This is a genomic window from Pseudomonas svalbardensis, assembly GCF_030053115.1.
GTDB lineage: Bacteria > Pseudomonadota > Gammaproteobacteria > Pseudomonadales > Pseudomonadaceae > Aquipseudomonas > Aquipseudomonas svalbardensis.
Genome location: NZ_CP125619.1, coordinates 2,109,861 through 2,129,769, shown reverse-complemented (window position 1 = coordinate 2,129,769; position 19,909 = coordinate 2,109,861). Strand labels below are relative to the sequence as shown.

General features: G+C 59.7%; 14 protein-coding genes. 8 read left to right on the top strand and 6 right to left on the bottom strand.

Annotated features, from left to right (window positions below):
• Position 1: 1 nt before the first annotated feature.
• Positions 2–661, bottom strand: coding sequence for a GntR family transcriptional regulator (locus QFX16_RS09705; RefSeq protein ID WP_283183741.1), 660 nt, complete (start codon positions 659–661; stop codon positions 2–4).
• 266 nt (positions 662–927) lie between these two features.
• Between QFX16_RS09705 and xdhA the strand changes: the two genes are divergently transcribed.
• From xdhA to QFX16_RS09680, 5 genes are all read left to right on the top strand, one after another.
• Positions 928–2,382, top strand: a complete 1,455-nt coding sequence (gene xdhA / locus QFX16_RS09700) for a xanthine dehydrogenase small subunit (protein ID WP_283183740.1) — start codon at positions 928–930, stop codon at positions 2,380–2,382.
• Positions 2,375–4,774 carry a xanthine dehydrogenase molybdopterin binding subunit gene (gene xdhB / locus QFX16_RS09695; protein WP_283183739.1) on the top strand — a complete coding sequence of 800 codons (2,400 nt, stop codon included), beginning with the start codon at positions 2,375–2,377 and terminating at the stop codon, positions 4,772–4,774. Before xdhA ends, xdhB begins: the two co-directional genes overlap by 8 nt.
• A gap of 134 nt (positions 4,775–4,908) precedes the next feature.
• Positions 4,909–5,754, top strand: a complete 846-nt coding sequence (gene xdhC, locus QFX16_RS09690) for a xanthine dehydrogenase accessory protein XdhC (protein WP_283183738.1) — start codon at positions 4,909–4,911, stop codon at positions 5,752–5,754.
• Positions 5,755–5,762: 8 nt separating this feature from the next.
• Positions 5,763–7,067 (top strand): guanine deaminase, encoded by a 1,305-nt coding sequence (gene guaD, locus QFX16_RS09685; protein WP_095128784.1) that lies wholly within the window; start codon positions 5,763–5,765, stop codon positions 7,065–7,067.
• Positions 7,068–7,356: 289 nt separating this feature from the next.
• Entirely contained in the window at positions 7,357–8,292 is a 936-nt protein-coding gene (locus QFX16_RS09680; protein WP_283180612.1) for an IS110 family RNA-guided transposase, read from the top strand.
• A gap of 120 nt (positions 8,293–8,412) precedes the next feature.
• On the opposite strand, the gene QFX16_RS09675 is transcribed toward QFX16_RS09680, so the two are convergent.
• Positions 8,413–9,177 (bottom strand): GntR family transcriptional regulator, encoded by a 765-nt coding sequence (locus QFX16_RS09675; protein WP_129442830.1) that lies wholly within the window; start codon positions 9,175–9,177, stop codon positions 8,413–8,415.
• A 227-nt stretch (positions 9,178–9,404) separates the two neighbouring features.
• Here QFX16_RS09675 and QFX16_RS09670 point away from each other — a divergent pair, with 227 nt between their 5' ends.
• Positions 9,405–10,595, top strand: coding sequence for a benzoate/H(+) symporter BenE family transporter (locus tag QFX16_RS09670; protein WP_283183737.1), 1,191 nt, complete (start codon positions 9,405–9,407; stop codon positions 10,593–10,595).
• Positions 10,596–10,734: 139 nt separating this feature from the next.
• On the opposite strand, the gene QFX16_RS09665 is transcribed toward QFX16_RS09670, so the two are convergent.
• On the bottom strand, positions 10,735–11,079 hold the full coding sequence (locus QFX16_RS09665) for a YggL family protein (protein WP_007896965.1): 345 nt from the start codon (positions 11,077–11,079) through the stop codon (positions 10,735–10,737).
• A 233-nt stretch (positions 11,080–11,312) separates the two neighbouring features.
• Here QFX16_RS09665 and dacB point away from each other — a divergent pair, with 233 nt between their 5' ends.
• Positions 11,313–12,773, top strand: coding sequence for a D-alanyl-D-alanine carboxypeptidase/D-alanyl-D-alanine endopeptidase (gene dacB / locus QFX16_RS09660; RefSeq protein ID WP_283183736.1), 1,461 nt, complete (start codon positions 11,313–11,315; stop codon positions 12,771–12,773).
• Between the two features lie 136 nt (positions 12,774–12,909).
• Here dacB and QFX16_RS09655 read toward each other — a convergent pair whose 3' ends face one another.
• Positions 12,910–15,309: a sensor domain-containing diguanylate cyclase gene (locus QFX16_RS09655; protein WP_283183735.1), complete on the bottom strand. Its 2,400-nt coding sequence runs from the start codon at positions 15,307–15,309 to the stop codon at positions 12,910–12,912.
• Positions 15,310–15,451: 142 nt separating this feature from the next.
• Positions 15,452–17,728, bottom strand: a complete 2,277-nt coding sequence (gene rlmKL, locus QFX16_RS09650; protein ID WP_140893630.1) for a bifunctional 23S rRNA (guanine(2069)-N(7))-methyltransferase RlmK/23S rRNA (guanine(2445)-N(2))-methyltransferase RlmL — start codon at positions 17,726–17,728, stop codon at positions 15,452–15,454.
• A gap of 529 nt (positions 17,729–18,257) precedes the next feature.
• On the opposite strand from rlmKL, the gene rmf reads away from it, so the two are divergent.
• Positions 18,258–18,473: a ribosome modulation factor gene (rmf, locus tag QFX16_RS09645; RefSeq protein ID WP_003223300.1), complete on the top strand. Its 216-nt coding sequence runs from the start codon at positions 18,258–18,260 to the stop codon at positions 18,471–18,473.
• A 292-nt stretch (positions 18,474–18,765) separates the two neighbouring features.
• On the opposite strand, the gene QFX16_RS09640 is transcribed toward rmf, so the two are convergent.
• On the bottom strand, positions 18,766–19,785 hold the full coding sequence (locus QFX16_RS09640) for a quinone-dependent dihydroorotate dehydrogenase (protein ID WP_134421785.1): 1,020 nt from the start codon (positions 19,783–19,785) through the stop codon (positions 18,766–18,768).
• Positions 19,786–19,909 lie beyond the last annotated feature (124 nt).

The following is a 19,909-nucleotide window of genomic DNA, read 5'->3' as shown; positions in this document are numbered from 1 at the left end:
CTTAAGCGTCCGTCAGGGCGGAGACCACCAGATCACTGCTGCGCTGGGCATACGCCGTCAGCACAATGCGGATCTGCGGAAAATCACGGGCCAGCACGGCGGCGAGCAAGCGTTCGAACAGTTCGAGGAACTCGCTCATCGAGGCCTTGCGCTGTTCCAGGGCGAGGAAATACGCGCGGCTCATGGCCGGCTGCAGATTCTCGACGGTTTCCTGCAAGTACGGGTTGTTGGCGAACGGATACGCGGCGCGCATCACACTGAAGCTGTCGTCGACAAAGGTGCGAATGTCCTGGCGCTCGTAGCTGGCGGTCAGACGCTGCTGGATTTGCACGAACGGCGCCATGTCGGTCTGGACTTGCCAGCCGCTGGCCACTGCATTGCCGAGCAAGATGTAAAGCTCGCTCATCAGCGTGCACAGGCTTCGGACCTTGTGAACCGTCAGCTCGGTCACGTGGGCGCCGCGTCGCGGCAGGATCGCGATCAGGTGGCGGCGCTCGAGGATCAGCAAGGCTTCACGGACCGAACCGCGGCTGACATTGAGGGCCAGCGTGACCTTCTGTTCCTGGATGCGCTCCCCGGGCTTCATTTCGCCACGAATGATGCGTTCGGCGAGGTGGTGAGCAATTTGCTCGGCGAGGCTGTCCGGCGCCTTGAACGTCATGGTTGTCCTTCAAACTCTTCGATCTGCACAAGCGGCGCAGTGTAGCGCACATGAAGGGTCATGGCGGAGTGCCCACTGGGCGGTTTTTGGCACGATTCAAGCAAAAAGCAGGCTATCCCGTGAGGGTCAATAATAAAGGAACGAGTCGTTTATCGACAAAATGCTATTTCCTGACCTTTAAGTCAGAAAATCATTGACCGGAAAGTCAGACCTGATAAATTCGGTTCAAGTCGGTTAACAACAATAATGAGTCTGCGAGGCCTTCCGTGATCCAGTTTTTACTTAACCAGGAACTCCGTAGCGAGCACGCCCTGGACCCAAACCTGACCGTGCTCAATTATCTGCGCGACCATGTGGGCAAACCCGGCACCAAAGAAGGCTGCGCCAGCGGTGACTGCGGCGCGTGCACCGTGGTGGTCGGCGAGCTGCAAACGGATGACGATGGCCGCGAACACATTCGCTATCGCAGCCTCAACTCGTGTCTGACGTTCGTTTCGTCACTGCACGGCAAACAATTGATCAGCGTTGAAGACCTCAAGCACCAAGGCGAGCTGCACAGCGTGCAAAAAGCCATGGTCGAGTGCCACGGCTCGCAATGCGGCTTCTGCACACCGGGCTTCGTGATGTCGCTGTTCGCGCTGCAAAAGAACAGCGATCAACCGGATGCGCATAAAGCCCACGAAGCGCTGGCCGGCAACCTTTGCCGCTGCACTGGCTATCGGCCGATTCTGGCTGCCGCCGAACAATCCTGCTGCGGCAAGCAAACGGACCAGTTCGATGCGCGTGAGGCCGACACCATCGCTCGCCTCAAAGCCATCGCCCCTACCGATATTGGCGAACTCAACAGTGGCGACAAGCGCTGCCTGGTGCCGCTGACCGTCGCCGATCTGGCTGACCTCTATGACGCTTATCCACAGGCTCGCCTGCTGGCTGGCGGCACGGATCTGGCGCTGGAAGTCACGCAGTTCCACCGCACCTTGCCAGTGATGATTTACGTCGGCAACGTCGCCGAGATGAAGCGCATCGAGCGTTTCGACGATCGCCTGGAAATCGGCGCCGCCACCGCCCTCTCCGATTGCTATGAAGCCTTGAAAGCCGAGTACCCGGATTTCGGCGAATTGCTGCAACGCTTCGCTTCCCTGCAGATCCGCAACCAGGGCACCCTCGGCGGCAACATCGGCAACGCCTCGCCGATCGGTGACTCCCCGCCCCTGTTGATTGCACTCGGCGCGCAGATTGTCCTGTGCAAAGGCGAAGTCCGCCGCACGATGGCGCTGGAAGATTACTTCATCGATTACCGGGTCACCGCGCGCCAGGAAAGCGAGTTCATCGAAAAGATCATCGTGCCGCGTGCCAGCGCCGAACAACTGTTCCGCGCCTACAAAGTCTCCAAGCGTCTGGACGATGACATTTCCGCTGTCTGTGCCGCCTTCAACCTGCGCATCGACAACGGCATGATCGCCGACGCCCGCGTCGCCTTCGGCGGCATGGCGGCCACACCAAAACGCGCCAAAAGCTGCGAAGCCGTATTGCTCGGCGCCACCTGGAACAACGACACCGTCGAACGCGCCTGCGCTGCGCTGGCCGAAGATTTCACGCCGCTCTCGGACTTCCGTGCCAGCAAGGAATACCGCCTGCTCAGCGCCCAGAACCTGTTGCGTAAGTACTTCATCGAACTGCAAACACCGCACATCGAGACTCGGGTGACCGCTTATGTCTAATCATCACGCCGTAGAGAAGACCCAGGCCGAATTGGCTGAACTGTTCGCCAAGGACCTGACCACCGGTGTCGGCCGCAGCGTCAAGCACGACAGCGCCACCAAACACGTGTCCGGTGAAGCGCAGTACATCGACGACCGGCTGGAATTTCCGAACCAGTTACATGTTTACGCACGCCTGTCGGACCGCGCCCACGCGAAAATTATCAGCATCGACACCCAGCCTTGCTACGCCTTCGAAGGCGTGCGCATCGCTATCACCCACAAAGACGTACCAGGCCTGAAAGACATCGGCCCATTGCTGCCAGGTGACCCATTGCTGGCTATCGACGACGTGCAATTCGTCGGTCAAGTGGTGCTCGCCGTTGCGGCGAAGGACCTGGAAACCGCACGCAAAGCCGCCATGGCCGCGATCATCGAATACGAAGATCTGGAGCCGGTGCTGGACGTGGTTGAAGCGCTGCGCAAACGCCACTTTGTGCTCGACAGCCACACGCATCAACGCGGTGATTCGGCCGGCGCTTTGGCCACTGCCGAACACCGCATTCAAGGCACACTGCACATCGGCGGCCAGGAACACTTCTATCTCGAAACCCAGATCTCTTCGGTGATGCCGACCGAAGACGGCGGCATGATTGTCTACTGCTCGACGCAGAACCCCACCGAAGTACAGAAGCTTGTAGCCGAAGTGCTGGACGTATCGATGAACAAGATCGTCGTCGACATGCGCCGCATGGGCGGTGGTTTCGGCGGCAAGGAAACCCAGGCCGCGAGCCCTGCGTGCCTCTGTGCAGTTGTTGCACACCTCACCGGCCAGCCGACCAAAATGCGCCTGCCGCGGGTCGAAGACATGCTGATGACCGGCAAGCGTCACCCGTTCTACGTCGAGTACGACGTGGGCTTCGACAGCACTGGCCGGCTGCACGGCATTGCCCTGGAACTGGCCGGTAACTGCGGTTGCTCGCCGGACCTCTCGGCGTCGATTGTCGACCGTGCAATGTTCCACGCCGACAACTCGTACTACCTGGGCGACGCGACCATCAACGGTCACCGCTGCAAGACCAACACCGCGTCGAACACCGCTTACCGTGGCTTCGGCGGCCCGCAAGGCATGGTCGCCATCGAAGAAGTGATGGACGCGATTGCCCGCCACCTGGCCCTCGATCCGCTGGCGGTGCGCAAGGCCAACTACTACGGCAAGACCGAGCGCAACGTCACCCATTACTACCAGACCGTCGAGCACAACATGCTCGAGGAAATGACCGCCGAACTCGAAGAAAGCAGCCAGTACGCCGAGCGCCGCGAAGCGATTCGTCGCTACAACGCCAACAGCCCGATCCTGAAAAAAGGCCTGGCGCTGACCCCGGTAAAATTCGGTATTTCCTTCACTGCCAGCTTCCTCAACCAGGCCGGTGCGCTGATCCATATCTACACCGATGGCAGCATCCACCTCAACCATGGCGGCACCGAAATGGGCCAGGGCCTGAACACCAAAGTCGCGCAGGTCGTGGCTGAAGTGTTCCAGGTGGAAATGGACCGCGTGCAGATCACCGCAACCAACACTGACAAGGTGCCGAACACCTCGCCGACCGCCGCTTCCAGTGGCGCCGACCTGAACGGTAAAGCCGCACAGAATGCAGCTGAGATCATCAAAAAGCGCCTGGTTGAATTCGCCGCGCGCCAATACAAGGTCAGCGAAGAAGACGTGGAGTTCCACAACGGTCACGTGCGGGTTCGCGATCATATTCTGACGTTTGAATCGCTGATCCAGCAGGCGTATTTCGCTCAGGTGTCGCTGTCGAGCACCGGGTTCTACAAGACCCCGAAAATCTTCTACGACCGTAGCCAGGCGCGGGGCCGGCCGTTCTATTACTACGCCTTCGGCGCAGCGTGCTGCGAGGTGATCATCGACACCTTGACCGGCGAGTACAAAATGCTGCGCACCGACATTTTGCATGACGTCGGCGACTCGCTGAACCCGGCCATCGACATCGGCCAGGTCGAGGGCGGTTTCATCCAGGGCATGGGCTGGCTGACCATGGAAGAACTGGTGTGGAACAACAAAGGCAAACTGATGACCAACGGCCCGGCCAGCTACAAGATCCCGGCCGTGGCCGACATGCCGTTGGACCTGCGGGTGAAGCTGGTGGAAAACCGCAAGAACCCGGAAGACACGGTGTTCCATTCCAAGGCCGTGGGCGAGCCGCCGTTCATGCTGGGTATTGCGTCGTGGTGTGCGATCAAGGACGCCGTTGCCAGCCTGGGCGACTACAAGCATCAACCGAAAATCGACGCACCGGCGACGCCGGAGCGGGTGTTGTGGGGCTGTGAGCAGATGCGCCAGTTGAAGGCGGCGAAAGCCGTGGAAGCTGAAACCGAGCTGGCTTCGCTCTAGACCGAGGCGCGGCCTTCGCGGGCAAGCCTCGCTCCTACAGGTTTGCGGTGATCATTCGAACATCACCATTCCCGTAGGAGCGAGGCTTGCCCGCGAAGAGGCCCGAACAGACAACAGAGATGTTGAGGTGAAACATGTACAACTGGATCGATGCCCTCGCCGACCTGCAATCCCAGGGTGAACCCTGCGTGTTGGTCACGATAATCGAAGAACTCGGCTCGACGCCGCGTAACGCCGGCTCGAAGATGGTCATCAGCGCCAGCCAGACCTTCGACACCATCGGTGGCGGGCATCTGGAATACAAGGCCATGCAAATCGGCCGCGAAATGCTGGCCAGCGGTAAGCAGGACACGCACCTTGAGCGCTTCAGCCTCGGCGCCAGCCTGGGTCAGTGCTGTGGTGGCGTGACGGTGTTGCTGTTCGAACCGATGGGCCAGGTCCAGGCGCAGATCGCCGTATTCGGTGCCGGCCACGTCGGCCGGGCGCTGGTGCCGCTGCTCGCCAGCCTGCCCTGCCGGGTGCGCTGGATCGATTCGCGGGACGCCGAATTCCCGGAACAGATCCCCCATGGCGTACGCAAAATCGTCGCCGAAGAACCGGTGGACGAAATCGATGACCTGCCCGCCGGCAGCTATTGCATCGTCATGACCCACAACCACCAGCTCGACCTCGAACTCACCGCCGCGATCCTCAAGCGCAACGACTTCGCCTACTTCGGCCTGATCGGTTCGAAGACCAAACGGGTGAAATTCGAACACCGCTTGCGTGACCGTGGTTTCGACAGCGCCGTGCTGCAACGCATGCGCTGTCCGATGGGCATCGGCGAAGTCAAAGGCAAGTTGCCTGTGGAAATCGCCATCTCCATCGCCGGCGAAATCATCGCCACCTATAACGCCAATTTCGGCCAGCACACCGCCAGCGCCGGATCATCGATCGCCAAACTGCTGCCTGCTTCACGCCGCAGCCAAGCCACGAATTGAGAAATTTTATGCCTCTGACTCGCAAAGCCTACCGCGCCGCCATTCTGCACAGCATCGCCGATCCTGCCGAAGTCGGTATCGAAGCCTCTTACGAGTATTTCGAAGATGGCCTGCTGGTGGTCGATAACGGCCAGATCAGCGCCCTTGGTCACGCCAGCGACTTGCTGCCGACCCTGCCGGCCGACATCGAGATCACCCATTATCAGGACGCGCTGATCACCCCTGGCTTCATCGACACCCACATTCACTTGCCGCAAACCGGCATGGTCGGTGCCTACGGCGAGCAACTGCTGGACTGGCTCAACACTTACACCTTCCCGTGCGAAAGCCAGTTCGCCGACAAGGCTCACGCCGACGAGGTCGCGGGCATTTTCATCAAGGAACTGCTGCGCAACGGCACCACTACGGCGCTGGTGTTCGGCAGCGTGCATCCACAATCAGTGAACTCGTTCTTCGAGGCCGCCGAACAGCTGGACCTGCGGATGATTGCCGGCAAGGTGATGATGGACCGCAACGCGCCGGACTACCTGACCGACACCGCCGAATCCAGCTACGTCGAAAGCAAGGCGCTGATCGAGCGCTGGCACGGCAAGGGTCGCCTGCACTACGCGGTCACCCCGCGGTTCGCCCCGACCAGCACCCCGGAACAGCTGACCCTCGCCGGCCAGTTGCTCAGCGAATTCCCAGACCTGTACATGCAGACTCACATCAGCGAAAACCTCAAGGAAGTCGAGTGGGTCAAGGAGCTGTTCCCGGAGCGCAAGGGCTACCTGGACGTCTACGACCATTACAAGCTGCTCGGCGAGCGCTCGGTATTCGCCCACGGCGTACACCTGTGCGACGATGAATGCGCACGACTGGCGGAAACCGGCTCGGCAATCGCCTTCTGCCCGACCTCGAACTTCTTCCTCGGCAGCGGCCTGTTCAACCTGCCGATGGCCGAGAAGCACAAATTGAATGTTGGTTTGGGCACAGACGTCGGTGGCGGCACCAGTTTCTCACTGCTGCAGACCCTGAACGAAGCCTACAAGGTCATGCAGATGCAAGGTGCGCGACTGAGCCCGTTCAAGTCGCTGTACCTGGCGACCCTCGGCGGCGCCCGCGCGTTGCGCCTGGAAGACAAGATTGGCACCCTGCAACCGGGCACCGACGCCGACTTCCTGGTACTGGACTACAACGCCACACCGCTGCTGAGCTATCGCTTGAAGCAGGCCAATAACATTGCCGAAACGTTGTTTGTATTGATGACGCTGGGGGATGACCGGACGGTGTTGCAGACATATGCGGCGGGGAATCAGGTGCATCAGCGCTAAGATCTTCCGGGCATAAAAAATCCCCCGTCGCCGTACAGCCCGGGGGATTTTTATTGCCTGTCAGATCGCCTTCGCGAGCAGGCTCGCTTGTATGTTTAGACTTGAAGGGGTGGGCGGGACTAAAAGCTCGATTCTGACTCTGACCAGTACAGACCGTGGGAGACTTCTCATCCCGCCCCTTCTACCCAAAGCGCCGATAAGGAATTCATCGGTAAAACCGACGATAGAGGCAAGCCAGCGCAACGGTAGACCCCGACAAGCTCTTAAACCCTAGCTCCGAGGATTCGTCATGACAATCCTTACTTCGCAGACGGTGGTTGGCGTCGATATCGCCAAGACCGAAATAGTTGTCTATCGCTCCGACCGGCTAACCACTGACACCATCAAGAACGATCGAACAGCCCTCAAACGCTGGCTTAAAACATTGCCCGCCCAAAGCGCTATCGCCGTTGAAGCCACCAACATCTACCACCTGGACACCGTCGAGCTGGCCCATGCGATGGGGCACCAGGTCTATGTCGTGGATGCTTATCGGGTGAGCAACTATCGCCGCGGCATCGGCCAACGAGCCAAGAACGATCCCTGCGATGCCCGTCTGCTGGCGCGTTATTTGACGAACGAACAAGACGGACTGCGGATCTGGAGCCCACCACCCAAGGCCTACACCTCGCTGAAAAGCCTGCTCCACAGACGTGCAACGCTGATCCAGAACCATGCCGGTCTGATGCTGAGCTGGGCCAATGAACCCTTGTTGAAGAAAGTACAGAGCGCCCAGCAAAAGGCCTTCAAGCAAGCGGATCAGGCCATTCAGAAACTGCTGCGCAAGGTCAGCAAAGAGGCGGGTATTGAAGAGAATATCGACCGCTGCAAAGCCATCGAAGGGGTTGGCGAACTGACTGCAACCGGGTTGGCGACGACCTTTATGCGCGGTGATTTTGCCAATAGTGATGCGTTCATCGCGTTTCTAGGGATGGACCTTACGGTCGATGACTCCGGGAAGAAGAACGGCCCCCGGCACCTGACAAAAAAAGGGGATCCGGAAGTCCGCCGGTTGGCTTACAACGCCGCAATGGCAGCCTGTCGCTCAGCTAAATGGAAACCGTTTTACGAGTCGTATTTGGCAAGAGGCTTCTCGAAAACCCAGGCCTTGGTGGCCCTTGCCCGGAAACTCTGCCGGGTGGCATTTGCCCTGATGAAAAATCAGAGCGAATACCACCCGGCCTGAGGTTGCGGGGTTGCCCTGCAACATAGAATCTCCCACAGTTGATCTTCAGTGGTTACAAGATTTGCATTCAATACAAAACCTTGTGGGAGCGAGCCTGCTCGCGATGGACGCGACGCGGTGTCAGAGTTTGACCGCTGGCCGCCCTGGTTTCTTGGTCTGCAACAAATGCGAGAACACCGCATGCAAATCATCCGACGCGCTTTCTTCGTCGAGGTTGAGTTTGCTGTCGATGTGATCCATGTGATGCATCATCAGGTCCACCGCCAGCTCAGCGTTGCGCGCTTCGATGGCGTCGATCAGCTGGGTGTGCTCGTCGTAGGAACAGTGGGAGCGATTGCCGCTTTCATACTGGGCAATGATCAACGACGTCTGGGACACCAGGCTGCGCTGGAAGCTGATCAGCGGAGCATTTTTCGCCGCTTCAGCCAGTTTCAAGTGGAACTCGCCCGACAGACGAATACCGGCGCCGCGATCGCCACGGGAGAAGCTGTCGCGCTCGTCGTTGACCATCTGGCGCAACTCGGCAATCTGCTCGGCAGTGGCGTGCTGCACCGCCAATTCAGTGATCGCTCGCTCCACCAGACGCCGGGCCATGAACACCTGGCGAGCCTCTTCGACACTCGGGCTGGCGACGACAGCGCCACGGTTCGGACGCAGGAGCACGACGCCTTCATGGGCCAGGCGCGAGAGCGCGCGGCGAATGATGGTGCGACTGACCCCGAAAATTTCCCCCAGCGCTTCTTCGCTCAACTTGGTACCGGGCGCCAGACGCTGTTCGAGGATGGCCTCGAAGATATGCGCGTAGACAATATCGTCCTGGGTACCGCTGCGGCCGGCTTTGCCTGCTCGCGGTTGTTTCTTTAGGGGTTGCAACTGTTCGTTCATGGGCACTCGAGTCGGAAAAACTGCGGCGAATTGACCGTGACTGTAATACGGCACAGTGGGTCGCTGGCAAGTATCGCGTAAAAAACACCGCGATTGTACACAATGGAGGGTGGCAACACGACTGTACGGCTGTTTGTCGCCTCGGCTGTATTGCAACGCCTGGTTACTTTTGAGTTTAGGCTTGAACCTGGGTTTTACCTTTCAAAAGTATAAGGAATACCGCTGTCATGAACGACGCCACACATACGCAGCTCCGCCCTTTGGCCGACACGTCACCCTCGGCGATCGTCGCCGGCTTCATCGCGATGATGACCGGTTACACCAGCTCGCTGGTCCTGATGTTCCAGGCTGGGCAAGCGGCAGGTCTGACCAGCGGGCAGATTTCGTCGTGGATCTGGGCGATCTCCATTGGCATGGCGGTGTGCTCGATTGGCCTGTCTTTGCGCTACCGCACCCCCATCACGATCGCCTGGTCGACCCCCGGCGCGGCGTTGCTGATCACCAGTCTGGGCGGCGTGACGTACGGTGAAGCCATCGGTGCTTACATTACCTGCGCGGTGCTGGTGACCCTTTGTGGCCTGACCGGCAGCTTCGAACGGCTGGTGAAAAAGATTCCAGCGTCATTGGCCGCAGCTTTGCTGGCGGGAATTCTGTTCAAGATCGGGAGCGAAATCTTCGTCGCCGCCCAGCATCGCACTGCTCTGGTACTGGGGATGTTCTTCACTTATCTGGTGGTCAAACGCCTGTCGCCACGTTATGCCGTGCTGGCCGCGCTGTTGATCGGCACGACGCTGTCGGGGTTCATGGGGCTGCTGGATTTCAGCGGTTTCCATCTGGAAGTGGCGACGCCGGTCTGGACCACGCCGCACTTCTCCCTGGCCGCGACCATCAGCATCGGCATCCCGCTGTTTGTCGTGGCAATGACGTCGCAGAACATGCCGGGCATCGCCGTGCTGCGCGCTGACGGTTACACCGTGCCGGCTTCGCCGCTGATCACCACGACCGGCATCGCCTCATTACTGCTTGCGCCGTTCGGTTCCCACGGGATCAACCTCGCGGCCATCAGTGCGGCGATTTGCACCGGGCCGCATGCCCATGAGGATCGTAACAAGCGCTACACGGCGGCCGTCTGGTGCGGGATTTTCTACGGGATCGCCGGGGTGTTCGGCGCGACGTTGGCGGCGCTGTTTGCCGCGCTGCCGAAAGAGCTGGTGCTGTCGATTGCGGCGCTGGCGTTGTTCGGCTCGATCATCAATGGCTTGAGCATCGCCATGAATGAAGTGAAGGAACGTGAAGCGGCGCTGATTACCTTTATGGTGACGGCGTCGGGGTTGACGCTGTTTTCCATCGGTTCGGCGTTCTGGGGGATTGTGGCGGGGGTGTTGACGTTGGTGATTCTGAACTGGCGTAAAAGCTAAAAGCTCGCAGCCTCGTTTCACTCGACAGCTGCTACAGGGATTGCATTGCCCTGTAGCAGCTGTCGAGTGAAACGAGGCTGCGATCCTTTGATCGTCACAAAAAAAAACGGCGACCCTTGGGTCGCCGTTTTTTATGACATCAAGCTACCGGATTGATCGGCTTTTCCGGGTACCAGACGTCGATCAGCGGGCTGACAGTCGCTTCAGTCAGTTCGCTGCGGCCTTTGAGCCAGGCTTCAACAGCGGCGCGCTGCTCTTCGGACACCGAGCCACGCTTCTGCAGGCAAACCAGACCGAAGTCGTCGCCGCCAACATAGCCCAGACCGTTGGCTTCCATGGCTTCTTTCAGGAACGCGTCGAGGAAAGCATCAATGGCTTCATCAGCCAAATCTTCTTTAAAATCCAGGTTCAGTTCGAAACCCAGCTCTTGAAATTCATCGACGCACAGTTTTTTGCGCAGACGCTGGGAACGGTTAGTCGCCATTGGAACAATCCTCATAAGTAATAACGGGCGGCACTTTAGCAGTTTAAGGCGCCGATTGCCCGTCTCTCTGGGTTGCAAGCCCTACCGTCGGTAAAAAATAGCGGATTAGAAGGCCAGGGCACGGCACAAGCCGCTACACCTTGGGGCATAATGCCGACACTTTCATGACCAATGAGGGAATTTATCTTCATGCCCTCGTCTTTTTCCCCCTCGGCTGTAGGGTTTTATTTCACATGATCAAATCTTTGCGTCCATTGTTACTGGCCGGTTTTCTGCTCCCTCTGGCCTTCTCTGTTTCCGCCGCCTCGATCAACACCGCGCTATCGCCCAACGTTGAAAAAGCCCTCAAGGCCAGCAAGATGCAGGACAACGCCCTGTCGCTGGTGATGATCCCGCTCAACGGCCCTGGCACCCCGACGATTTTCAACGCTGACGTCTCCGTCAATCCGGCCTCGACCATGAAACTGGTCACCACTTACGCGGCGCTGGAAATGCTCGGCCCGAACCACCAGTGGAAAACCGAGTTCTACACCGACGGCACGCTCAGCGGCGGCATCCTCAACGGTAACCTCTACCTCAAGGGTGGCGGCGATCCGAAGCTAAACATGGAAAAACTCTGGTTGCTGATGCGTGACCTGCGCGCCAACGGTGTGACGCAAATCACCGGCGATCTGGTGCTGGACCGCAATTTCTTCGTACAACCGCAATTACCGCAGTTCAACGACGACGGCAATGACGATAACAAGCCGTTCCTGGTCAAACCTGACGCGCTGATGGTCAACCTCAAGGCCCTGCGCTTCGTGGCGCGTAACGACAACGGCCGGGTGCTGGTGTCGGTGGAGCCGCCGATTGCCACCATTCGCATCGAAAATCAGGTCAAAGCCGTCAACTCCAAGCAATGCACCGGTGGCGTGCGTTACAACCCGGTGCCCCAGGCCGATGGCAGCGTGACCGTGACGGTCGGCGGCCAGTTGGGCGAGGGCTGCAGCTCCCAGACTTACCTGTCGCTGCTCGACCACGCGACCTACACCGCGGGTGCCGTGCGAGCGATCTGGAAGGAACTGGGCGGCAGCATTCAGGGCGTGGACCGTCTGGCGCCAACGCCTAAAAATGCCAAGGTCCTGGCTCGGGCCTTCTCGCCGGACCTGGCGGAAATCATCCGCGACATCAACAAATACAGTAACAACACCATGGCCCAGCAGCTGTTCCTGAGCCTGGGCGCGCAGTTCCGCACCGAGGCCGACGGTGACGATGCCAAGGCTGCACAGCGTGTCGTGCGTCAGTGGCTGGCGAAGAAAGGCATCACCGCGCCGCACCTGGTGATGGAAAACGGCTCCGGTCTGTCCCGTGCCGAACGTGTGAGTGCGCGTGAATTGGCTGGCATGCTGCAAGCCGCCTGGAGAAGTCCGTACGCGGCCGAGTTCATCAGTTCGATGCCGATTGCCGGCACCGATGGCACTATGCGCAAACGCCTGAAGACCACTGCGATGCGCGGTGAAGCCCACGTCAAGACCGGCACCCTGAATACCGTGCGGGCGATTGCCGGTTTCAGCCGCGACATCAACGGCAATACCTGGGCTGTGGTGGCGATCCTCAACGACAAGGCACCGTTTGGCGCGTCGTCGGTGCTGGATCAGGTGCTGCTGGACCTGTATCGCCAGCCGAAACTGCCGGAAACGGCTTCGGTGCTCTAACCCGATCTACCAGACACCTTAGATCCAATATGGGAGCGAGCCTGCTCGCGAAGACGGCGTCACATCCAGCAACGATGTGATTGACAGACCGCTTTCGCGAGCAGGCTCGCTCCCACAGGGTATTGCGTAGCCGGACCTAACTCATCTCTTCTTCTACCCGATCCCGCCCGGCCTGTTTCGCCGCGTACACCCCCGAATCCGCCCGCAGCAGCAGCGCATCCGCGCCCTCCCCGACTCGCCAACTGGCAATCCCGAAACTGGCGGTCACTGTCCCGACGCCTTCGATCGGCGAACTGCGCAACCCTTGCCATAGCTGCAAGGCCAGGACATGGGCATGCTCGCCGTTGATGTCCGGGCAAAGCACCATGAACTCCTCACCACCCAGGCGACAGAACACGTCGGTGCGGCGCAGCCGATGGCCGATGCGTTCGCACACGATCTGCAACACCCTATCGCCGACCGCGTGGCCATGCTGGTCATTGATACGCTTGAAGTGGTCGATATCGAGCATGATCACCGATAGTTCGCCGCCACCGCGCTCGACCCGGGCCATTTCGGTGGTCAGGCGTTCCTGGAAATAGCGGCGGTTGTGGATCCCGGTCAGCGAGTCAGTGATCGACAGCGCGCGCAATTCTTCTTGCACCCGCTTGAGGTCGGAGATGTCCGAGACGTAGCCATGCCAGAGCACGCCACCACCGGGCAGTTCCTCCGGCGTCGCCTCGCCACGAACCCAGCGCAGGCCGCGCAGGGGCAGCAGCACGCGGTATTCCTCGCGCCAAGGGCTGAGGGTGTCCGCCGATGCCCGGATCGAGGCGCGGACTCGGGTGGTGTCCTGCGGATGAATCCGCGTGAAAATCGCTTCGGCGTTGAGCAACAGCACATCCGGCTCAAGTTCGTAGATCTCGCGAATACCGTCGCTGGCGTAGATCACGCTGAAGCGCCCATCGAACTCCATTTTGAACTGGTAGATCCCGCCGGGCAGATGAGCGCTGAGTTTCTTCAACAACAGGTCCCGTGCCGCCAGGGCCTCGTGGACGCGCTTGCGCTCGGTGATGTCGATACAGATCGCCAAGTGCCCGACCCACAGGCCTTGCTCGTCGAGTACCGGGGTCGCGAGCATGTTCACCGTCAAATGGCTGCCGTCGCTACGCAGCAGCGTCCATTCCCGCGCTTCGTGACCGCCCTCCTCGCCGCCCTCGACCAACATCGCCTGGCAGGTCGGAATCGGTTTGCCATAGCGCGCACTCAACTCCGCCGAGCGGGCGAGAAGCTCCCGGGGCAGGTGCAAGTTTTCCAGGGTCATGTGGCCCACCACCTCTGCGCTGGTGTAGCCGAGCATTTGCTCTGCACCGGCATTAAAGGTGCTGATGATCCCGCGTAAGTCAGTGGCGATGATCGCCACCTGGGTCGCGGCATTCAGCACGCCGCGCAACTGGCCATGGGTGCCGCGCAACTCCTGCTCGCGGGCGCGCAGTTCCTGGGTCCGTTGCTCGACCATTTTCAGCGCCCGTTGACGCTGACTGACCAGCACATAGAGCAAGGCACTGAGCAACAGACTGAGTAAACCACCCAGCACTATCAGGCTGGTCACAGAAGAGTGGTTGGCTTTCAGGAAGGCATCGCTGGGCTGAATGTCGACTTGATAGTCATGGTCGGCGAGCCGCAGCAGCCGGGTCGCGGCCAATTCACTGGGGGCTGGGGTGTTGGGAGACTCATAAAGCACTTCGTGCTGATCATCTGTGGATAAGTCGAGGATGCGCACCGAAAGGTAGTCACGGCCCGCCTCCGGCAGCCCGTCCGCCAGCAACTGGCGCATGCTGATCACGGCCATAACATAACCGAACGGTTTCAACCCCGCCGTGGTCGGGCTATTGCGCAGCAGCACCGGCGCGACCAGCAGCACGCCGCGTGCATAGGCCGGCTCGATACTGGCCAGATGCATCGGCTGCGATACCGCCATGCCGCCGTGCTGATCGGCCCGTTCAAGGGTGGAACGGCGCAAGGGTTGAGCCAACAAGTCGTAGCCCAGGGGCGAGCCAAGCGTGCTTTGGGTCTGGCTGTAAAGCACCGCCACGTACTCCTCCCGTTCGGCCGCCAGTTGCAGTTGGCCGTCGGCATTGAGTTCGCGCAGGGTGAACTCGGGTAAACCCTCTGCACGCACCTGGCGTTCAAATTCCGCTCGTTCGGCACCGGTTACCCGCTTGGCGAAGGAATAGGCCTGAGTCCGGTGCAGCAGCGGTTGGGTGTAACCGTCGAACTCCGCGCGGGAGACCGAATCGGAATTGGCAAAGAACCGGCGCAGGCCATCGAGGCGCTGCTCCTGATCTTCGAAGCGTTCTTCGATACGGCTGTAACGTTCACTGGCCAGCAGTTGGAAACGTTGCCGCAGTTGATGGTGGAACAGATTCAGCGTCGACCACGCCAGCAATCCCGTGAGAATTGCGCCGACGAGCAATACCAGCAGCGCGACCAGCCAGGCCGAGGCATCTTCACTGATAAAACCCAGGATCTTGGGGCGCACGGCGTGCAACGACATAGACGCAACTCAAAACGCCAGGTGCGGGAAAGCCCATTGGCCATGCGTTGAGTTATAGCTATTAGCCATCAATTTGACCAGCACAGAAAGAAGCCAAGAGCCTTTAAAAATCAAGGCTCTGTGGATCCAATCCCTTCAAGTGTCAACGAGCCGTGATTTTCCAGGCACGGTGGATTTTGCCATTACGGGCGAAATCCGGATCGATGGTCTGGGCGGTGATTTCCTCGACCGCATAACGCTCGGTGAGGTTTTCCTCGAGCTGGAACTTGCGGAAGTTGTTGGAGAAGTACAACACGCCGCCCGGGGCCAGACGCGCCATGGCCAGGTCGATCAATTGCACCTGGTCACGCTGCACGTCGAAGATCCCTTCCATGCGCTTGGAGTTGGAGAACGTCGGCGGATCGATGAAGATCAGGTCGTATTCGTCACGGCAGGCGTCGAGCCAGGCCATCACGTCGCCCTGCTCCAGACGGTTCTTGTCGGAGAAACCGTTCAGCGACAAGTTGCGACGCGCCCAGTCCAGATAGGTTTTCGACAGGTCGACGCTGGTGGTGCTGCGCGCGCCGCCCTTGGCTGCGTGAACACTGGCGGTTGCGGTGTAGCTATACAGATTGAGGAAACGTTTGCCGGCCGCCTCTTTCTGAATCCGCATGCGCATTGGCCGGTGATCGAGAAACAGCCCGGTGTCGAGGTAGTCAGTGAGGTTGACCAGCAGCTTCACGCCGCCTTCGTTGACCTCGACGAACTTGCCCTGTGCCGCTTGGCGTTCGTACTGCTTGGTGCCGCTCTGACGCTCGCGACGTTTAACCACCACGCGGCTCTTGTCGATGTTCAGGGCCTGCGGAATGGCGGCCAGGGCATCGAACATGCGCGCCGAGGCTTTTTCCGGATCGATGGACTTCGGCGCGGCGTATTCCTGGACGTGGACCCAATCCTGATACAGGTCGATGGCCATGGAGTATTCCGGCATGTCGGCATCGTAGACGCGGTAGCAGTCGATGCCTTCACGCTTGACCCACTTGCCAAGGGCCTTGAGGTTCTTTTGCAGACGGTTGGCAAACATCTGTCCGCCTTCGCTCAAGCGCGGCTGCTCGATCACCACCGGTGCCGGTTTGATCGGGTTGCCATTCTTGTTGTACTTCTCGTACTTGCCGGGTGCTACGTCGTTGTCTGCGACTTCGACTTCGGCTTGAACTTGTTCACGCTCGACCTGACGCTGTTCCGGAGTGCGACGTTCGCCGGTAACGAACTGGTCCGGAGTGACTTTGATCAGCAGCAACTTGCACGGCAACGCGCCGTTCCAGAACGAATACTGTTTGTGGCTGCGGATGCCCATGCGCTTGCCCAGGTCCGGGGCGCCGGTGAATACCGCGGCTTCCCAGTTCAAGCAGGCCTGACGCAGACGTTCGCCGAGGTTCTGGTAGAGATAGAGCAAGCTCGCTTCATCACCCAGACGTTCGCCGTACGGTGGGTTGCAAATCACCAGGCCTTTCTGGTTCTGGTCTGGACGCGGCTCGAACGTCCCGACTTCGCCCTGGTAGATCTTGATCCACTCGCTCAGGCCGGCACGTTCAACGTTATTGCGGCCCGGTTGAATCAGGCGCGGATCGGCTTCGTAACCGCGAATCCACAGCGGGGGCTTGGCCAGACCGGCCGCGCAACGCTCAGTGGCTTCTTCGTGAAGCTTTTTCCACAGCGCCGGGACGTGACCGAGCCAGGCCGTGAAACCCCACTGCTCGCGACGCAGGTTCGGCGCCATGTCGGCGGCGATCATCGCGGCTTCGACGAGGAACGTACCGACACCGCACATCGGGTCAGCCAGCGCGCCGCCATCGGCCGCAATGCGTGGCCAGCCGGAACGGATCAGGATTGCGGCCGCGAGGTTTTCCTTCAGCGGCGCCGCGCCCTGCTGCAAGCGATAGCCGCGCTGGTGCAGGCTGTGGCCCGAGAGGTCGAGGGACAGGATCGCTTCACCACGGTCCAGGCGCAGGTGAATGCGCAGGTCCGGATTGAGTTTGTCGATGGACGGACGATCGCCCTGCGGCGTGCGCAGTTTGTCGACGATGGCGTCCTTGACCTTCAAGGCGCCGAAGTGGGTGTTGTCGATGCCCGAGCCGTGACCGCTGAACTCAACGGCCAGGGTGCCATCGTTGAGCATGTGGTCTTGCCACTCGATATCCAGCACGCCGTGATAAAGATCTTCGGCGTCCTTCATCGGGAAACGCTTGAGCACCAGCAGCACCCGGTTCGCCAGACGCGACCACAGGCACAGGCGATAAGCGGTTTCCATGGTTGCCATGCCACGCACGGCAGAGGTGTGCTCACGCGCTTCTTCAAGGCCAAGCCCGACGGCTTCCTCGATGAGCAGGCCTTCAAGGCCTTTTGGGCAAGTGAGGAAGATTTCGAATTGATCGGACATTGGAATTTCAGAGCCTTTGGCTTAGTGAACCGACAACGCATTGCCGGCCCGGTTTTCAATCAGGCGCTTTTCTAAAAGAGCGCCCGCGTGGCACGAAGGTGTGCCGTTCCACCCTTGCTGCTCGGGTTAAAAGAGCTTAGATGCAAAGACAGATAAAAAAGTTGATGCAACAAAATGTCATAAGTCGACCCTTCGTCGAATAGTCCCCCTGCTCAACAGGAGGCGTTCTCACTTAGGGATTCAATCCATCATGCAGCGCAGGGCCGATCATACCGGGGTTTTGCCAATAAACACGGGACAACATCGTGTTACTTATGGCCATACCACCTTAATAGTTACGTCCTTATGACAAAACGATCATTCCCTCGATGTGACGCATTGGTTAGAACTCAACACAGGTTGACGCCGCAATGACGTCAACACCTTGGCTCGCGACGCCGGCAGCGAGCCCCAACGGCAGGAGTTTTTCTGCCAGACCTCAATTGAGGTCGACGCGATAAATACAGTCAACAAGTGAGGGCAACACCCTATGAGAAGACTTAAGCGTGATCCGTTGGAAAGAGCATTTTTGCGCGGATATCAATATGGAGTTGGTGGCAAATCCCGTGAGCTTTGCCCATTTACTCTACCGTCGGTACGCCAAGCCTGGATTAACGGCTGGCGAGAAGGACGCGGCGACAACTGGGACGGTATGACCGGCACTGCGGGAATCCATAGACTCAACGAACTTCACGCCGTCGGCTAACACAGGGCACACACTCCGACACGACAATTTGATTACGTAACGACTTACCACGCACGCCCCATCCGGGCGGCGGGCTTCGGCCCAGGGGCTCCTTCGAGGAGCCCTTTTTTATGCCTGCTTTTCGCCAAAATACAATTCCCTTGTAGCAGCTACCGAGCACCGCGAGGCTGCGTTCGGCGGCAGAGCCGTCGTGAAACCTGAAAGCACGGTGTACCTGTAAGACCGCGGTGTCTGATTCTACGACTGCTGCGCAGCCGAACGCAGCCTCGCAGGCTCGGCAGTTGCTACAAGGTCAGCGCAAGGCGGCGATGGCGTCTACAGATTCACGAATCAGCGCCGGACCTTTATAGATGAAGCCGGAATAGAGCTGCACCAGGCTGGCACCCGCAGCGATTTTCTCAGCCGCGTGCTTGCCTTCGGTGATGCCGCCCACGGCGATGATCGGCAAGCGACCGGCCAACTCGGCCGCCAGCACCTTCACGGTGTGGGTGCTCTTGTCGCGAACCGGTGCGCCGGACAAACCGCCCGCCTCGTCACCATGCTCCATGCCTTCTACACCGACGCGACTGAGGGTGGTGTTGGTGGCGATCACCGCGTCCATCCCGGTTTCGATCAGCGCTTGCGCGACCTGAGCGGTTTCTTCGTCGGTCATGTCCGGCGCAATCTTGATCGCCAGTGGTACATGTTTGCCGTGGCGCAGCGCCAGTTCTGCGCGGCGCGTTGCCAGGTCGGCCAACAACTGCTTCAGCGAATCGCCGAATTGCAGGCTGCGCAGGCCCGGGGTGTTCGGCGAACTGACATTGACCGTCACATAGCTGGCGTGGGCGTAGACCTTGTCCAGGCAGATCAGGTAGTCGTCGACCGCCCGCTCAACCGGGGTATCGAAGTTTTTGCCGATATTGATGCCCAGCACGCCCTTGAACTTGGCCGCCGCCACTCGCGCCAGCAGGTGATCAACGCCGAGGTTGTTGAACCCCATGCGATTGATGATCGCCTCGGCTTCCGGCAGACGGAAAATCCGTGGCTTCGGATTGCCCGGCTGCGGGCGCGGCGTGATGGTGCCGATTTCGACAAAACCAAAACCCAGTTGCGCAAAACCGTCGATGGCCGCGCCGTTCTTGTCCAGACCGGCCGCCAGACCCACCGGGTTCGGGAAGTCGAGGCCCATGACGGTCACCGGCATTTTCGCCGGTGCCTTGCACAGCAAGCCGTTGAGGCCCAAACGCCCGCCCGCGCCGATCAGGTCCAGGGACAGATCGTGGGAGGTTTCCGGGGAAAGTTTGAACAACAGCTGACGGGCCAGGGTGTACATGGGCGGGTTTGACTCTGGGCTACGAAAAGTGGCGGCGATTATAGCCGGGCATCGGGGTTGCAGGCGAGGCGCGCGACAAAATCAGCGTGCGATGGCATATGCCTTGCACCGTCACTGACATCAG

Excerpts from the sequence above, each read along its gene's own strand:
- QFX16_RS09705 (WP_283183741.1), bottom strand. The coding sequence starts at position 661 with ATGACGTTCAAGGCGCCGGACAGCCTCGCCGAGCAAATTGCTCACCAC.
- xdhB (WP_283183739.1), top strand. The coding sequence starts at position 2,375 with ATGTCTAATCATCACGCCGTAGAGAAGACCCAGGCCGAATTGGCTGAA.
- xdhC (WP_283183738.1), top strand. The coding sequence starts at position 4,909 with ATGTACAACTGGATCGATGCCCTCGCCGACCTGCAATCCCAGGGTGAA.
- guaD (WP_095128784.1), top strand. The coding sequence starts at position 5,763 with ATGCCTCTGACTCGCAAAGCCTACCGCGCCGCCATTCTGCACAGCATC.
- QFX16_RS09680 (WP_283180612.1), top strand. The coding sequence starts at position 7,357 with ATGACAATCCTTACTTCGCAGACGGTGGTTGGCGTCGATATCGCCAAG.
- QFX16_RS09675 (WP_129442830.1), bottom strand. The coding sequence starts at position 9,177 with ATGAACGAACAGTTGCAACCCCTAAAGAAACAACCGCGAGCAGGCAAA.
- QFX16_RS09670 (WP_283183737.1), top strand. The coding sequence starts at position 9,405 with ATGAACGACGCCACACATACGCAGCTCCGCCCTTTGGCCGACACGTCA.
- QFX16_RS09665 (WP_007896965.1), bottom strand. The coding sequence starts at position 11,079 with ATGGCGACTAACCGTTCCCAGCGTCTGCGCAAAAAACTGTGCGTCGAT.
- dacB (WP_283183736.1), top strand. The coding sequence starts at position 11,313 with ATGATCAAATCTTTGCGTCCATTGTTACTGGCCGGTTTTCTGCTCCCT.
- QFX16_RS09655 (WP_283183735.1), bottom strand. The coding sequence starts at position 15,309 with ATGTCGTTGCACGCCGTGCGCCCCAAGATCCTGGGTTTTATCAGTGAA.
- rlmKL (WP_140893630.1), bottom strand. The coding sequence starts at position 17,728 with ATGTCCGATCAATTCGAAATCTTCCTCACTTGCCCAAAAGGCCTTGAA.
- rmf (WP_003223300.1), top strand. The coding sequence starts at position 18,258 with ATGAGAAGACTTAAGCGTGATCCGTTGGAAAGAGCATTTTTGCGCGGA.
- QFX16_RS09640 (WP_134421785.1), bottom strand. The coding sequence starts at position 19,785 with ATGTACACCCTGGCCCGTCAGCTGTTGTTCAAACTTTCCCCGGAAACC.